Below are 16,857 nucleotides of genomic sequence, written 5' to 3'. Positions count from 1 at the left end.
ATACTTCCAAAAATCTTTATCTTTTAATAGTTATTTTTTTATTTAAAACATCCTTTCCATAAGTAATTTTATATGTATAACTTTTACCAACTTTAAGATTTTTTACCATTGACTTTTTAATTTTCCAAATTGCTACACCTTTCTTATTTGTTTTGATTTTGTAAATTTTTCCTCTAAATTTAACTTTTATTTTCTTATATTTAAGATATTTTCCATTAACTTTCTTCAAGGAAATTTTTACATTTAAACCGCTATGTTTTTTTACTTTTTTGTTATATGCTTTTATAACATGTTTAATTTTAACTTTATTGGATACGCTTACATCCTTATATTTTGCCTTAATGATATATGTTTTAACTTTAATATTGGTTTTAAGTTTTAATTTTGCATATCCGTTGCTATCTGTTTTAACTGTGGTTTTTTTACCGTTGTATGTGATAGTAACACTTTCACCAGCACCCACAGATTTGCCATCTTTAGTTATGCGAACTCTGTAATATTTACTATTTGAATAGGTAACGGAAATATTTTTGTTCTTTGTAATTTTATATACCGGAACTTTCACATTTAAAGTAATAGATTTTAACACTTTAGAGTATTTACCATCACCGGTGTATATAACAGTTACATTATGATTGCCTTCAGATAAATTAAGAACATTAACACTGGCAAATCCATTATTTAAACTGGCATTATATTTCTTTCCATCAACATAAACTTCAAGAGATCCACCGGCATCATCAGGCAAGTTAATTGAGTATGTTATTGAATCAGTCTCTGTATTCTCAGGAATAGTTAAAACATTATTATAACTGTTTGAATTGATAGTTAAATTAGCTGTTTTTGTTATAGAATCATACTTATCATCACCAGTGTATGTAAGATTTACGCTATAATTTCCGGGAGCCAATCCAAGAAGTATAACTGATGCACTGCCATTTTCAACTGGAACAGAATACTGCATACCATCAATATCAACCAATAAATAACCTGTAGCATCTTCAGGTAAAGAGATACTGAATATACCATCATTAGAAGTTTCAGGGACAGTTACATTTACTTCCCTCTTATCAGAATCATGTGTTTTTGTCACATCAAAGGAATTTTCATCAACGGCAGGCATGTAATTTTCATCACCATCATAACTTACTATATATGAATGAGTACCTTCCTCCAAGTCAGACACATAGAATATTGCACAACCATCATTTAAATTTTCGCCGGATGAAACAATTCTGCCATCTACTGAAAGTGATACTCTGCCCTCAGCATCATGCGGAGCATTTACAGTAATAGTAACAGTTCCACCAACAGTATTGTTTTCAGATGCAACTGATGTGAATTCAGGAGTTGCCCTTTCAACATTGAATGTAATTTCATCACTAGAACCAGAAATATTTTCATTTCCAACAATGGTAGCACTGACAGTATAATTGCCGGCAATTAATTGTTTTAAAACAATTTTACCATCAGTAAGTATGAAATCAACAATGCCCATATTATTTTTAACGCAAATGATTGATTTGCCATTATTTTCTGTGTAAGTTATATTAACGCTGCCCATATATTTAAGGGATTCATTGACCGGATCAATTTTAACACTGGAATTAAGAGGATTAACAGTAAAATTAAAGAGTTTGAAAGCAGATTCAATATTATCATTGCCTTCATAAGATACATTTACATTATTGTAAGAACCCACAGACAGACCTTCAATAACACCTAAACCTGCATTATTAGCATCGACAACTATAACAAGAGAGTCATCGTTAACTTTAATGGTGTAATTACCGGAAGTTCCATTGATTAAAACATTAACTCTGCCCAGATAATTTGTTTGACCAAACTCAACAGTGAAGTTAACAGGTTGCTTTAAAATTTCAAATTCATTTTGAATTGTAGCTTCTTCAAAGATTTCGTTGCCTGAGAACCTTACAGCAGCATTATATTTACCTGCATTCATTTCCTTGAATGTTCCTTCTCCAAAACCATCAACAACACTTACTTCAAGATTATTATCGCCAATGATAATATTATAAATGCCCTCTACATTAGATAGGATATTAAAAGTTACAATGCCCGGATAGTATTCATCAATAACAACAACATCAACAATCATATCAACAGATTTTTTATTAACTGTCACATCAACACTAGCACTAGAAGCAACATAATTATCATTACCGGCAAAAGAAACAGTAATAACAGCACTACCAGCATTCATAGCAACAATCCTACCATCTTCAACAACAGCTACAGAAGAATTACTACTAACATAAGACAATTCCCCAACATCAGGACTCAAAACAGCACCAATATCAAAAGTATCACCAATAGACAGAGAAACATCATCACTAACCACAGAAATATTAGTAACAACCTTATTAACAACCACATCAACATTAGCACTAGAAGCAACATAATTATCATTACCAGCAAAAGAAACAGTAATAACAGCACTACCAGCATTCATAGCAACAATCCTACCATCTTCAACAACAGCAACAGTCTCATTACTACTAACATAAGACAATTCACCAACATCAGGACTCAAAACAGCACCAATATCAAAAGTATCACCAATAGACAAAGAAACATCATCACTAACCACATCAATCCAGGTAGCTTTCATATCAACAGCAACATTTATAATAGTTTTGGATGCTAAATACTTGTCATTACCTGCAAATGAAATAGTTACAATAGCACCGCCCTTAGAGCCTGCAATAATCTTACCATTATCAATTATTGCAACTGAAGAATTACTAGTATTATAACTCAGCTCACCGACATTAGGAGTTAAAACAGCACCAATATCAAACACCTCACTAGTATTTAACTCAATGGTTTTATTAACAACATAAATATTAGTAGCAAGTTTATTAACAGTAACAACGACCTCAACAGACTTAGCATTAAACTTATCTGACTCAGCAACACTAACATTCAAAATAGTACTACCACCTTTCAAACCAGAAACAACACCCCCATCAGAAACAGTAGCAACAGACTCATCAGCAATACTATAAGACAAAACACCATCACTATCAGTAGAAACACCAACATCCACAGTACCATCAACATCAACAGATAACGAATCAGAAACAGTAATAGTAGCATCCAACTTATTAACAGTGACATTAACAGTAGTGCTAGATCCTAAATAATTAACATTGCCTGCAAATGAAACATTAATCACAGCATTACCCGCTTTTTTTGCAACAATTTTACCATCTACAACTGTAGCAACAGCATCATTACTGCTACTATAAGTTAATTCACCAACGTTAGAAGGTATTAAAGTAGCGCCTATGTCAAATTCATCATCAATTCCTAATTTGACACTATCATTAACCACATTTATTGAAGTGTTACCCTTATTTCTTTCAACAACTAAAACTTGTTCGTAAGCGACTGTTGTTGATGAATCAACACTTGTAACGAACCATGCTTCATTATCAGTTTCAATAAAACTGGTTACATTAAAAACATATGGACGGCAATCGTTAGCTGTATGGCCATTAAATGGATTAACTACAACTCCATTATTAAATGTTAAATTATCTTTTGCACTAGATGAACCTGTAAATACATACAATGTGGCATCAACTAAATTATCTACATTGATGTCATTATAGAAAACAACAGTCTTGAGTAAATCATCATAACCAAAATAATTGTAATTAGGATAATATACATCACAAATATCTGAGAAATATACGTCTTTTACAGAATTACTGCCGGAAACATTATATAACACATATAATGTAGATGGGTACAATGCACAATTACCAGTTTTAGTAATAATAAAACTATTTTCTTCATTCACTTTGTAGTAATCTGTTACATCAAAGACCAATAGACCATAATTATATGCGCCCCATCCGCCGAGATTACCTCTATCCTTTTCATAGCTAATCTCTGTACCTATAAGATTTGCCTCATTGAATTTTAAATTCCAGCCATTAGGATAATATGATGTATCCCAGTTATAGTTAAAGTATAAAAAGACTTTTACGATTTCAGCGTCCTGCGGTGTTTGAACATTCCAGGTTTCGGTTCTCTCTCTTGAAAACTGATCACAATAAACACTTACATCCTGTGTTGCAATAATAAGGTCTCCTGAAATTGTGTAATTCCTATTGATTATATTATCATGACCGCCATACACATAAGTTTTGTTGAAATAACCGTCATAAGCAAGAATTTTATCAACACTTAAACTAGAGGCTACATCTTCACCCCTCATTAAATTAAATGAGAATTTAATTTTATTATTTTCAGCTTCTGGCCATACGGTTTGTTCGGTTATTGGGCGGATTGTAGGGTCAGTTACTAAAATTTGTGAATTTCCACTAACTAACGAATCAATATTATAACTAGCTATCAACTCACTTGATTCATTTGAATAAACTTCAAGAACTAAACCCCCAACATTTCCATTTTCTGCATTATCTAATATAATAGTGAAAGTATTGTTAACGGCAGGATAAATACCATCTTTCCATTGGGTTTTAACATCGGTGATTGAAACTCTTGGAAGTGTCTCTTTTACAGAGAATTTAACTTCATTTTTAATGCCTAAAACATCAATAGTGATTACTGCATCACCAATTTCAGTAGCATCATATATAGATACAGAAGTAGCGACTAAATCAGCCATAGGAGCAATATTACCTATATTGCATCCAAGAATTACCGGTAATTCAACTACATTGTTTTCTAAAGTAGTAGTTACTGTTACCAAATCACCTCTGTAAACCTTATCTTGCCCAATTTTAGAGGATAAAACTAAGTATGAATTTACATCAGCATTTGTGTATTCCAAATCTTTCGGATTTATACTTCTAGTACTTTCATCGTTTCCCCACCAGTTATTTTTTAAAGTAGTAGTGCCAGAATTAACCCATACACTTTTTTTACCATCCAATAAAATAGAATTAGTAACTGTTAGCCTTCCTGAACCATATTCATAGATTGATTTCCCATTTTTATCTGAAGTTTCAAAGCTATTTCCATAAAATATAGATTTATCAATCATCACAGTATTATAAGAGCAAATTGCTGCACCTAATCCGCTGCTACCTGAAACAAGGTTGTTTTTAAATGTTGAAGTGGAAATATTTAATAAAACATTATTATTTTCAGCATTAATAGCGCCACCCAAATAGAATGCATTATTATTTTCAAAATAAGACTCAGTGATAGAAGTTGTACTTGATTTTAAATTGATTGCTCCACCATATGATGAACCGGTGCCTGCAGTATTATTAATGAATTCACAATTACCAATAGTTAATGTAGCACCATTAACATTCAAAGCGCCTCCACGTTTATTACTAGTACTACTCGCATTTCCATTAATAAATATTAAATTAGATAATTTAACAATGAAATCGCCAATATTGAATATTCTACCATTATTATTGGCATCTATAACAACATTATCTCCCATTCCTATAATATTTACATTTTTATTAACTGTTACACCGTCAACACCAGCATCATCCAAATAATTAATTCCATCTGCAATATAAATTGTTTTACCTTCTCCTACTATTTCTAAAGCGTGTTTAATTGTTTTAACTGCAGTATTCCAGTCGTCACCAGCATTTGTATCTAAACCTCCAGTATAATTAACAAATACTGTTCCAACTTCAGCCAATACATCAAAATTGAAAGTTTCGGCTAATGAATAAATATTGGTGGTTACAGAACCTTCTCCCATTAATGCAGGAGAATATATTGTTGATGCCTCACCATTTACAAGTTCTGTTTTTACAGGATTAACATTACCATTAGCAACAGCGAATGTTAAAGGAACAACATTAGGAAGTGACTCAATGTCTACAGTTTCACCATTTTGATTTTTAGTTAAATCAATATTTATTACTGCATTATCTCCCACATGCAATTCATTGTTATCTGAAGTTATGGTCAATATTAAATAATTATTGTAGGTTATTGCACCGTTCTTGCATAAAGTGCTAAAATCAGGAGTATTTGTTCCCCAATAACAATTATCAAGAGTTAATTGACATTTAGCTGTTTGTTTATCAACAGGACATCCATTTGAATCCCTATTATTGATAAATATACAATAGCTAGCTGCACCTTCATATTTATTTCCGGCAAGATATAATGCTCCGCCTTTCACTGCCTTGTTATCAGCAAATACATTGCCTGTTCCCAACTCAAATCCATTAGAACATATGGCACCATAACCATATTGTCCAGAAGCATCGTTTCCATAGAATAAATTGTTTTTACCTATAATTACCTTAGATTGAGAATATATGGCAGAACCACGACCATTAGCAGTGTTATTGACAAATTTGCAGTTATCTCCAATTTTGAAAATACTGCCTGTACCTTGAATATATAAAACACCGCCAGAATTAGCACTATTATTAATAAAGGTTACATTGTTAACATTATCAATTGATCCATATTTAGTACCGATTGCACCACCATACGGAGCATAAGAATTTGATATTACTGAATTGGATATTATTAATTTTCCGGCAGATATAGGGTTAGTATTTCCTTCATCCTCAATTAAAATGGCGCCACCATATACTTGACCGGAACCTGTAATGTAGGCATTTGTTAAAGTTAACTTATCAATATTTAACGTATTGCCCTTTCCAATAGAAAAAATTCTTTTTGCATTATTGCCTGAAATAATGGAGTTTATACTCTGACCAATGATTGTAACATTTTTGGTTATGGCAATGCCTGTTGTTGGAGTTGAATCACTTAATCTGTAAAGGCCATCTGCAACATGAATAACACCATTTTCATCCACAATACGTATTGCTTTTTCAATTGTTTGAACCGCATTTTCCCAGTTAACACCAGAGTTTGAATCTGATCCTCCAGTTGAATCAAGATAAATAACTTCAGTTGAAATAACATCACTTGCTGATAAGGTATATGTATCCTGAATTCCTAAAACATTAGCAGTGACTGAATTAGACCCTGCAGCTGTGATTGTATACTCACTAGAAGCCAAACCATCCATTATAACTATGCTATATTCATTCAAAACACCATTTACAGCAGTTAAATTAACTGGAAGATTGCATACATCAACTTCACTGCCCTCAGTTGAAACTAACATGACATTAACCGATGCAGTATCGCCTACACCCATTCCGCTAGCGAACATGACAATGTTAAGGTACAAGTAGGAATTTACATCTACATTGATGTATCCTAAGCTTTTCGGATTGGAATTTTTATTGGTGTTTGTGTTTCCCCACCAATTGTTTTCCAAACAAGCTGTGCCCCCATCTACCCATACACTCTTTTCACCATCCAATAAGACAGAATTTGTGATAGTTGTTGTACTTGACTTTAGATAAATTGCCCTACCATCTGTTGAACCTGAACCTGCAACATCATTGGTGAACTTGCAGTTATTAACAGTTAATGTAGCACCATCAACATATAAAGCGCCTCCTCTTTTATCACTGGCGCCAACCACATTAGCATTAATCAATGTTAAATTAGATAAGTTTACTGTACAAGCACCAATATTAAAAATTCTACAATTATTGTTAGCATCAATAATAGCATTTCCACCTAAACCAATAATAGAAATATTTTTATTTACATCTAAACCATTAACGCCAACACCATCTAAATAATTAGTGCCGCTAACATATATTATACCATTTTCTTCAACTTTACTTAAAGCACGACCTATAGTTTTAAAAGCGCTGGAGCTATCAGTTCCTGCATTTCCATCATTACCATTATAATAATCAACATAAACTTCTGTTAAAGATTCAATTTCACTTGCAATTAATAAAACAGTACTGGTTTTATAGGCACCACTACATTCAAACCAGAAATTGGTGTCCATTCCTTTAATAAAATTAGATGAAATATTATTCCACCTAATGTCTTTATAATTAAAAACTCCAGTAGTTGCTGAATCATAATTAGATTCCATATTGTTTATTTTATAGGTATGGGCTGCCTTACTGGTTAAAACAATTTTTCTTAACGAAATGTTATCTGTTTTGCCGGCATAATTTTTTGTATCAAAATCAAAACTGGCAGTACTTAGAGTCCATAATTGACCTGCATGTAACCAGTAAGTATAATTGTCGTTGTCTCCGTCATCATATGCAAACAATAAGCTAATTAATTTTATCCTTCCGTCAAACTCTTTAGACCCATAATTAAAGTTATCAACATTAATTGTTACTTCATCCCCGGAATTCAAGTTGCTGACCTTATCCGTGATATCATAAATCATTTGAAACTCAGCGCCCTGTTTAGTAATATGGCTGTTGATGCCGTAAACATTCGGATCATTTTCTAAATTTTTATCCAAATATAATGATTCGTATCCTAATACTTCCAGCCCGTTAATGGTATTCAAAGTTACATTTGAATAAAGGGCATAAGTATTATCATAACTGCCTGAATAAATATTAACAATTACAATTGCCGATTTAACATTTGTCATGTCTTCAGGAATTGTATAAACTAAATTACCGGATGTAGTAGCAGGATGAATGGCAGTATAATCAACACCTCCTGAAACAACACCAGCATCAACTTGAGGCATTGGTTCAACTATTTGACCATCATCTTTCAATCCTTCATCTTTTACTAAAGACACTGCATCAGTAGTACATCCTTCTTTTTTAAAAATTATATCCCCTTGAGGGTCCATTGATATCATATTATCAGTATACATTTTCAAATCATTAGTAGAATTATCCAAATCATGTGCAAACGTGAATGACATGGATGAAACTAATATAATTAGAAACGTGAATAATAATAACGAATTTTTAATATTTTGTTGCAACACAAAAACCACCAATTGATATTAAAAAATGAATAAAAAAGTAATATTAATAACTAATTATTAATTAATATTATTCATTTAATAAAAAAATATAAATATTTATTAAATTGTATTTTATTTATTAAATAATATATCCTTTTCTATAACTTCATCTATGGTTGTAGAAATAACTTGACTTCTATAAGTTGAGGTTTTGAAAATTTGAGTGTTGGCAGAAATTATTGAGTATTATTTTCTGTTCAATCTTTAACTAATTTTGAACATATTCGATTGATAGGACAATTAAAAGCGATTACAATTCTCCTTTCAATATAATTAAAGAAAAAGATATTAGATTATTAATAAAGAATTATATGGTTGAAGAATTGTCAAATGATGAATTAAAAAGTTTAGAAGAACAGCACGAGAATTTTTAGAAGATAAATCAAAATCAGATGAAGAAAAATTCAAAATTTTATTTCATTGGTGGACTTTAATTCCAGCAAAAAGCAAAATAGACAAAATTCAGGAAAGCTTCCTAACAATCCATTTGCTGTTGATTATTTTATTTTTGATGAGTATAAAAATGTTTTAATTTGTCCCAATAATGAAAAATTGACTCTTAATGGAACATATACGTCTCCACAAGAAAAATGATGGAAAAATAAAATCAAATTAGTCTATTCCAATTATCAAACTTGAAAAAATTATAAATACAAAGGAATATGCTACACAAACAACCACAGAACAATAACAAGATACATTCACAAAGTTACATACAAAGTAAAACGATTAATGTCAAGTAAAGATGGAATAAAAGACTATAAACTACGTTCAAAGACAGTAAAAGCACACAACGGAACTTTCAAAAGAATCTACAACTACGACCACATCCAAATTATTGGTTTAAAAAGAGTACAAAACTTAATATTCACAATAGTAGCTTAATATAACTTAATAAGACTATTCAATCTCATTAAAGAAAATAAAATGGATTTACATTCAGTTATTAATTCAATGCAATTAATATCACAAACTTAAAAAAAATGATAAAAAAATCAAAATGAAGAATGAAAAATGTTCAAAATGAAATAATTTCTGCCAACACTCTTCAAATCGGAAAAAAAACGAATTTTTACTATAAATAATCTGAAACCCTGTCTTTGATAATTTCATATAGACGTGTATCGATTCCTAAAGGATCTGTCAATACGATTTCACTATCGAATTCAATTTTTTCGTCATCATGGTCATAATGGTGGTGAAAATGACCTAATACCACATCTTCATCAAAATCACTTTCAATTCCAAGTAATCCCGGCATATCCAATTTTGTGTGGAGATCGTGAGATTCAAATATCGGAAGCAAAATGATTCTGTCCAAATCATCAACCTGTTCCTTTAATATTTCAAAGCACCGGCTATTGTAGGTTCTGAAACCTTCATGATATATATCAAAATACAATACAATTGTCTTGAAAATTTAGTAAAAAAAATAAAAAAATATACTCTAATACACTGAATTTAAATAAAACACTAAATTAAAACCCAGAAAAAATAAAAAAAAGTATAGTGAGAGCATAATCTCACTATTTGACTGTTAAAGTTACAGTTTTTGTTGCGGCTTCGTATGTAATGTCACCTGCGTAACTGATTTTAGCCTTATATTTGGCCTTTTTATTTAAATTAGTTATTTTGAAGGTGACTTGTCCTTTGGAGTTGGTTTTTCCAGAGAATATTTTACCGTTTACCTGCAGAGTAACTTTCTTACCGGATTTAAGATACACCTTGCCATCAGCAGAAGATCCCACAATAGTCTTAAGAGTTACAGTGTATTTTTTTGTTTTTTACACTTGCTTTATAGGTTTTTGCGCTTGCTTTGATTGTGATTGGTTTTTTATCCAAATCAACGCAGACAACGGCAAATGTACTATTGTAGTTATCATCTCCTCCGAATGAGAATGCCATTGTGTATCTTCCAGCCCTAATCATATCCAGATTATATGGAGTAAAGCTTCCATTTTCATTGGTTGTTCTTTTGTATATTTTGTTGTTTACTCCAAACTGTATTTTAGCACCTTCTATTGGTTTTCCGTTTGCATCAAGCAGTTCTGTAGCATAAGGAATACCTTTTTCACCAGCTTTAGTATCAACCGCATATCCGTTAATTGTTATTGCATTACCCGGAATGTTGAAGTGAGTGTCTGTTTTAACAACAACAGGACCAACCGGAACATTGAATGTCAATGTTAAATTAGTAGGCAGGATTGTTTCATTTCCAGCGTATTTAATTTCAACTTTTGCACCGTTTACTGCATTGATTGTAAATGAACCGTCAGCAGCAGTAGTGGTTGTACCTGCAGTACCGTTTACTACATACGTAATAGGAGCATTTGCAATGACATCACCGTTTTCATCTTTAAGGACAATATTTATGCTTAAATCATCGCCGATAGTTATGTCACTGAATTCAGAAGCAATTGGAATGATTACAGGTTCTTTTTCTACATTAAATGATGCAAGTGTAGTGTTGGAATTGAAGTTTTCATCACCCATATAAGTAGCAACAACAGTATAATCACCAGCAGAAAGGACATCTTCCATTACTGCTTTGCCGTTTAAAACATCAGCATAAACAGTATACTCCTCAGCACCAGTAACTTCAAACTTAACAATACCTGTAGCCTCCTGATTGATATTTCCACACTAAAATATTAAACAATTTAAAGAAAATGCATATTTCTTGGTTATTATAATATAACTTTTAAAAAAAAATGAGTATTGGCAGAAATTATTTGGATATTATTAATATAATAATTATAATACAAAAACAACATTTAATGTTAAAACAGTAAGATATAAAAAAAATAATAGAAATGAATTAATATAATTCAAATCAGAAAAAAGAATTTCTGCTATAAATTATCTGAAACCCTGTCTTTGATAATTTCGTATAGACGTGTATCGATTCCTAAAGGATCTGTCAATACGATTTCACCATCAAATTCAATTTTTTCGTCATCATGGTCATGATCGTGGTGATGATGATGTCCATGACCGTGGTGGTCATGATCGTGGTCATCGTGTCCGTGATGGTGGTGATGATGACCAGATGCTGCTTCTTCATCAAAATCACTTTCAATTCCTAGCAATTGTGGAATATCCCTTTTTGTATGTAATCCATGAGCAACGAATACAGGTACAACAATAATTTTTTCCAAATCGTTTTCTGAAGTTAATTTTTTGATTGTTTCCGGAATGCCCGGTTTTCTGATTTCCATAAATCCATATTCAACAGGCATTTCTGGAAATTCTTCTGCATACATTTCTTTATAAGCTTTAATTACTTCCTCACCATCGTCAAGTCTTGAACCGTGGCTTAAAAGTAAGATTCCTGTTTTTTTATCAGACATATTTTATCATCCGTTAATATGATTATAATTAAATTTTAAGTTAAATTTATTTAAGTTATATTGAAATCAAAATTTTTCAAAAAAATATATGAAAAATTATAATTTTTCATTTACCATTGAAACCAGAATATCTATCAATATATCGTCCGCCTTGATAGGCTCAGGATATAGGATTTCACCATCAAACTCGACCGGAGTCAGGTCATGAGTGTGATCATGTCCATGGTCGTGACCGTGGCTGTGTGAATGTTCATGTTCATGGTCTTCCAAAAATCCTAAAATATGTGGAATATCATGAGTGGTGTGCATACCAGGAGCAATGAATACCGGAATAACAACCAATCTTTCCAAATCATTCTCATCAACCAGTTTATTAATGGATTCTGGAATGCTTGGACCGCATAATTCCATAAAGCCAAAGCTTGACGGTAATTCGCAGGTTTTTTCAAATTTATTATATAATTCAGTTGCAAATTCCTTGTTGTAATTTAGCCTTGAACCGTGGGTAACAAGTAAAATTCCGGTTTTTGCATCATCATCTAATTTTGAATCCTCAAGAGCTTCATTAATTCTCTTATCAATTATATCCAAAAGTTCATCACGAGACCCAATTGAACTTAACAGTTCAATCTCGCCATCGAAATCAACATCGTCTGCTATTGACAAATAATGTTCCGGCGGGTAATTTCCATCAGGACATCTTGGATCAACTTCCAAAGGTTCAAGACCCAATAATTGAGGAATATCGATGTTAGTGTGAATACCAGGAGCCAAAAATACAGGAAGTGCAATGATTTTATCCAAATCATCAACTTGTCCTTTTAATATTTCAACTGCTCCTGCAATAGTAGGCTCGGATACTTTCATGTATCCTATTTCAGTCGCTAATCCTGATTTTTTGATAAATTTTTCTTTAATTTCTGTAAATACTTCCTCTGCATAAGGCAAGGTACTTCCATGACTTACGAGAATGACAGCAGTATTATTTGATAACTTTGAATTTGTATCCATAAGAGATAACTCCGTCTTTTCCATCCTCTCTGATTTTTCTAAATACCATTTCTACATCGTCACCAATTTCAATATCATCAACATCACAATCTACAAGTTGAGTTGTTAATTTTGCACCTTCTTCGAGTTCAATAACAGCTACAGCATAAGGAGCTGCTTTTTTAAAATCGTCAGGAGCTGACCTGATAACTGAAAATGTGTGAATTTTACCTTTTCCACTGAATTGGAACGGTTCAAGATTACCTTTTCTCCTGCAGTTAGGACAAACTACACGAGACGGGAAGAATAATTCCCCACAGGTGGTACATTTAGAACCAATAAGATTATATCTCTGTTGAATATGACGCCATGTTCTTACAGTATCTGACATGTAATTCCTCCATATATTTTCAATATGTATAATATTTAATTAGTAATATAAAAAAGTATTTTTTTTATTACTTATTTTGAGTTTTTTTTTAATAATTATTACTTTTGCACATGTGCATAAAGTCGCACTTTGAAAAAAAATTTATGAATTTAAGTTTAATTTTTAATAATGAAAATCGATTCAAAAGGAAATTTAATACTGGGTACAACTGTTATTTTGATAACAGCATTGTTATTGGTTGCAATTTTTGTTTTTACAACCTTAAATTATATTGAAAATGAAAATATCGATTCAACGGAAAATGACAATTTCAAATATATCGTTGATGACTATAGCGATAATCTGGAAATTTTAGCAAGAGCTTCTATTGAAGATGCCTGCACCAAAGTCTATCGCAGCCTGAAATTACTGAACAGCGAAGACCAAATCAAAAAGAATTTGAATGGAAAACTAACAAAGAAGAACAAGGAATTCGGCGAAAAATACGATGCAAAAATATCTTCTGAGGTTTTGTCCGTTAAACCTACAGACACACCATGGAAAGTATTGTTTAAAGTAAAACTGGGCATTGAAAAGAACTCTAACAGGTTTCATAAAGTTATTGAAAAGAATGTTTCAGTCGAAGGTCTAAGAGACCCATTGCCTCCTGCAAAACTGACTGCGGCATCCGGAATATATGTCGATGGAGACCAAATAAAATACAAAAATGCCCTTGCAAGATACCTTAAGCTTAGAAATCTGGACTCTCCATTTTCTTACCTGTTTGCATCATCTCCGCTGACAATCAAAAAATGCCCATATGATCCATATACTCACCATGGAGATCCCGGAGTATTAAAAGACTGCTTGAAAAAAGGCTATTTTCATGAAAGCAGAGATGGAAGCTGTTATTTATGCAGACTTGAAGGAAAAGGGACATGTCCTCATTATGGATTTGAAGTATTTATTCAAACCCACACACCACTGACGAATGATTCAATTTCCTGTTCGGACCATGTTGTATACCATGACCACTATACAGGACAAAAAATCGACAAGACAGACATGAACAGCCTAATTTTGGACAGTTCCCATAGGAAAAAATACGGGTTGTGGGAAGATGATGGACAATAGAGGAAATATTGTTATAGAAATAGCTATTGTCTTAATTATTATTCTATTCATTAGCGGAATTGTTCTTAATGCATCAGAATTACTGACAAATAAGGCTATAACCTCAGCGGAAAAGGAAAATACTGAAAACCTAATCAATGAATTCACAGACAATTTAATAAATAACCCAGGAATCCCGGATAACTGGGAAAAACACGGCAAAGGAACGCCAGGCCTTGCAATAATCAATGAAGAAGGAGAAATTATTCCAAACAGCATTTCCTATTCCAAATTTATTGCACTTAAAAATAATTATAAAAATCTAGTGGATAAAAAACTGTTCAACTCGAAAATCAAAACATCAATGGAACTGATTCCACAGCAGAGCAGTATTTCAAGTGTAAAAATCGGAGAGAATAATGAAAATGGAGATATATTTGCTGTAAATAGAGCAGTTAAATGCGATTTTTATAAGAGATTTGTCATAAGCGAATTTCAATACGGAGGTAAATGCAATCACAAACACGACCAAAATAAGCACAGCTGCAACTACTTTAAAATATTTAAGGGCAATCTGGAAAAGTCCAACTATTATCTACTCATAAATCCTAAAGACAAGGGCGATTTAAAATACATAATAGATACTACACGGGTTGTCAAACAACGTCCGTGGCAAACACCAGGCTCTGAAAATATCAACCTGAACAGCGAGATTAACTTCTATGACGATACAAGTGCAGTGGTGTTCATCCACTTTAACAGACCAAACGTAAAGGCTGTGCTGGTATCGGTTCCCAAAAATTTCAAAATGTACAATTTAAATTATGACTATTTTAGAACAAATGATTGTAATTTAATTGTAAAGGCATGGTTTTAAATAAGCATGCCCAAAACAAGCAATGATACACCTATCAATGTTAAACTAGAAATTGAATCAGTAATACTTGTTGAAATAGGAATCACAATATTATCAGGATCCAAATTCTTATTGTAGGAAATTGTAGATACATAATATACTAAAAATACCATTATAGTGACTAAAAGTAAACCGGCAATTGTACTTATCAAAAGAATATTTGCAAATCCGACACCTGCGGTTTTAAGAATTACAGATGAGCTTTCGGCTAAAAATCCTATGAACGGGAATACAATAATAGCTAAAATAAAAGAAACTATAAAGTTATGAATTGAATTTCCTTTAGGTATTTTTAGAGGTTCCACCAAACCGGAGTGAAGACCGGAAGACAGTTTAGCACCTAAAATACTGATTAAACTTCCGCATTCTCCTGAGAATAAAGGAAGCAATGTCAGCAAACTTGGATTGGTAAGCAGTGTTTCAACTGAACTGTTAAGAATACCTCCCGCTGAACCTCCTAAAAAGGAACATACAAGCAATACAGGAGTGGACTGTCTTAAAATTGTTTTGGTTTCATAGGATAATTTATAACAGTAGACAAAACTGACTAAAACTCCGATAAGGATAACTGCAAGAATAACATCCTTAACTATGAAATTAATATTCAATAGTGTCAGGATAAAAATTGATGCAATAATAGCGGGCAAAGTCAGCAGATCCCCAAAAGCCGCAATGATTGGGCTGGTAATGTTATCCGGATCCCAGCCATGCTCAAAGCTTTTAAATGAAACCAGCATTGTTATTGGAAGCATAATCAGATTGGAAATTATTCCTGCTATAGTACAAATCAATATGAAATCTATTAACTCCATTGAGGGATAATGGAGCAGCAGACAGAAAATTTTACCAACAATGCCTAAAAATATGGATAAAACTAATGTCAAAACAAAAGATGTGAAAATATTAAAGTTCAATTGCTCTGAAAACTCAAATTGCGGGGATATTATACCAATGTGTAAATTTGATGATAATCTTGAAGCAAAAGAACCGAAAATATTTCCTCTCATACCAATGGCTCCAGGAATAATAACTAAAAGTCCTGGAAATGCTTCAAGGAAAAAGGTCATTTTACCTAATATAATACCGGCTATCAAATCCCCAACTGCACATATTAAAAGAGCGATTAATCCTTCCTTAATAGAACTTTTATGAATTTCATAAAATTCTGAAAAGGCTGATTTGGATAGTGAACTGCGAATCCTCTTCTGTCTGTCTTTCACAAGTATCACTACCTATCATTTAATCA

General features: G+C 32.2%; 10 protein-coding genes and 1 pseudogene. 3 read left to right on the top strand and 8 right to left on the bottom strand.

Going from position 1 to position 16,857, the window contains the following annotated elements; genetic code table 11:
- Nucleotides 1–16: 16 nt before the first annotated feature.
- Nucleotides 17–8,767, bottom strand: coding sequence for a DUF3344 domain-containing protein (locus tag ACJMLH_RS01775; protein ID WP_405274219.1), 8,751 nt, complete (start codon nt 8,765–8,767; stop codon nt 17–19).
- Nucleotides 8,768–9,532: 765 nt separating this feature from the next.
- Here ACJMLH_RS01775 and ACJMLH_RS01770 point away from each other — a divergent pair.
- Complete coding sequence (locus ACJMLH_RS01770; RefSeq protein ID WP_405274224.1) at nt 9,533–9,757, top strand: transposase; 225 nt, start codon at nt 9,533–9,535, stop codon at nt 9,755–9,757.
- A 190-nt stretch (nt 9,758–9,947) separates the two neighbouring features.
- Here the strand turns inward: ACJMLH_RS01770 and ACJMLH_RS01765 are convergent.
- The 6 genes and pseudogenes from ACJMLH_RS01765 to ACJMLH_RS01740 form a co-directional block, all read right to left on the bottom strand.
- Nucleotides 9,948–10,199 (bottom strand): annotated as a pseudogene (locus tag ACJMLH_RS01765) (sirohydrochlorin nickelochelatase); the annotation flags it as partial.
- Nucleotides 10,200–10,398: 199 nt separating this feature from the next.
- Nucleotides 10,399–10,620, bottom strand: a complete 222-nt coding sequence (locus ACJMLH_RS01760; protein WP_405274218.1) for a hypothetical protein — start codon at nt 10,618–10,620, stop codon at nt 10,399–10,401.
- Nucleotides 10,621–10,627: 7 nt separating this feature from the next.
- Complete coding sequence (locus ACJMLH_RS01755) at nt 10,628–11,413, bottom strand: carboxypeptidase-like regulatory domain-containing protein (RefSeq protein ID WP_405274217.1); 786 nt, start codon at nt 11,411–11,413, stop codon at nt 10,628–10,630.
- 311 nt (nt 11,414–11,724) lie between these two features.
- Nucleotides 11,725–12,222 (bottom strand): sirohydrochlorin nickelochelatase, encoded by a 498-nt coding sequence (gene cfbA, locus ACJMLH_RS01750; protein WP_405274216.1) that lies wholly within the window; start codon nt 12,220–12,222, stop codon nt 11,725–11,727.
- A 96-nt stretch (nt 12,223–12,318) separates the two neighbouring features.
- Nucleotides 12,319–13,233 carry a sirohydrochlorin nickelochelatase gene (gene cfbA / locus ACJMLH_RS01745; RefSeq protein ID WP_405274215.1) on the bottom strand — a complete coding sequence of 305 codons (915 nt, stop codon included), beginning with the start codon at nt 13,231–13,233 and terminating at the stop codon, nt 12,319–12,321.
- Nucleotides 13,205–13,603: a Zn-ribbon domain-containing OB-fold protein gene (locus tag ACJMLH_RS01740; protein WP_405274214.1), complete on the bottom strand. Its 399-nt coding sequence runs from the start codon at nt 13,601–13,603 to the stop codon at nt 13,205–13,207. The genes cfbA (ACJMLH_RS01745) and ACJMLH_RS01740 overlap by 29 nt, the downstream gene beginning before the upstream one ends.
- A 168-nt stretch (nt 13,604–13,771) precedes the next feature.
- On the opposite strand from ACJMLH_RS01740, the gene ACJMLH_RS01735 reads away from it, so the two are divergent.
- Both ACJMLH_RS01735 and ACJMLH_RS01730 read left to right on the top strand, forming a co-directional pair.
- Complete coding sequence (locus ACJMLH_RS01735; protein WP_405274213.1) at nt 13,772–14,716, top strand: hypothetical protein; 945 nt, start codon at nt 13,772–13,774, stop codon at nt 14,714–14,716.
- Entirely contained in the window at nt 14,703–15,572 is an 870-nt protein-coding gene (locus ACJMLH_RS01730; protein WP_405274212.1) for a hypothetical protein, read from the top strand. Before ACJMLH_RS01735 ends, ACJMLH_RS01730 begins: the two co-directional genes overlap by 14 nt.
- Here ACJMLH_RS01730 and ACJMLH_RS01725 read toward each other — a convergent pair.
- Entirely contained in the window at nt 15,569–16,831 is a 1,263-nt protein-coding gene (locus ACJMLH_RS01725; RefSeq protein ID WP_405274211.1) for a magnesium transporter, read from the bottom strand. The two genes, ACJMLH_RS01730 and ACJMLH_RS01725, sit on opposite strands and share 4 nt — an antisense overlap.
- Nucleotides 16,832–16,857: the final 26 nt, after the last annotated feature.

The sequence above is a fragment of the Methanobrevibacter sp. genome (assembly GCF_045116495.1).
In the GTDB taxonomy this organism is placed as follows: domain Archaea; phylum Methanobacteriota; class Methanobacteria; order Methanobacteriales; family Methanobacteriaceae; genus Methanocatella.
The sequence above is the reverse complement of the archived record's forward strand: the minus strand, read 5'-3'. Positions and strand labels throughout refer to the sequence as shown.

What these genes read in the sequence shown, in the direction of transcription:
- ACJMLH_RS01775 (WP_405274219.1), bottom strand. Translation starts at nt 8,767, where the DNA reads ATGTCATTCACGTTTGCACATGATTTGGATAATTCTACTAATGATTTG.
- cfbA (WP_405274215.1), bottom strand. Translation starts at nt 13,233, where the DNA reads ATGGATACAAATTCAAAGTTATCAAATAATACTGCTGTCATTCTCGTA.
- ACJMLH_RS01735 (WP_405274213.1), top strand. Translation starts at nt 13,772, where the DNA reads ATGAAAATCGATTCAAAAGGAAATTTAATACTGGGTACAACTGTTATT.
- ACJMLH_RS01740 (WP_405274214.1), bottom strand. Translation starts at nt 13,603, where the DNA reads ATGTCAGATACTGTAAGAACATGGCGTCATATTCAACAGAGATATAAT.
- ACJMLH_RS01755 (WP_405274217.1), bottom strand. Translation starts at nt 11,413, where the DNA reads ATGGAAGATGTCCTTTCTGCTGGTGATTATACTGTTGTTGCTACTTAT.
- cfbA (WP_405274216.1), bottom strand. Translation starts at nt 12,222, where the DNA reads ATGTCTGATAAAAAAACAGGAATCTTACTTTTAAGCCACGGTTCAAGA.
- ACJMLH_RS01730 (WP_405274212.1), top strand. Translation starts at nt 14,703, where the DNA reads ATGATGGACAATAGAGGAAATATTGTTATAGAAATAGCTATTGTCTTA.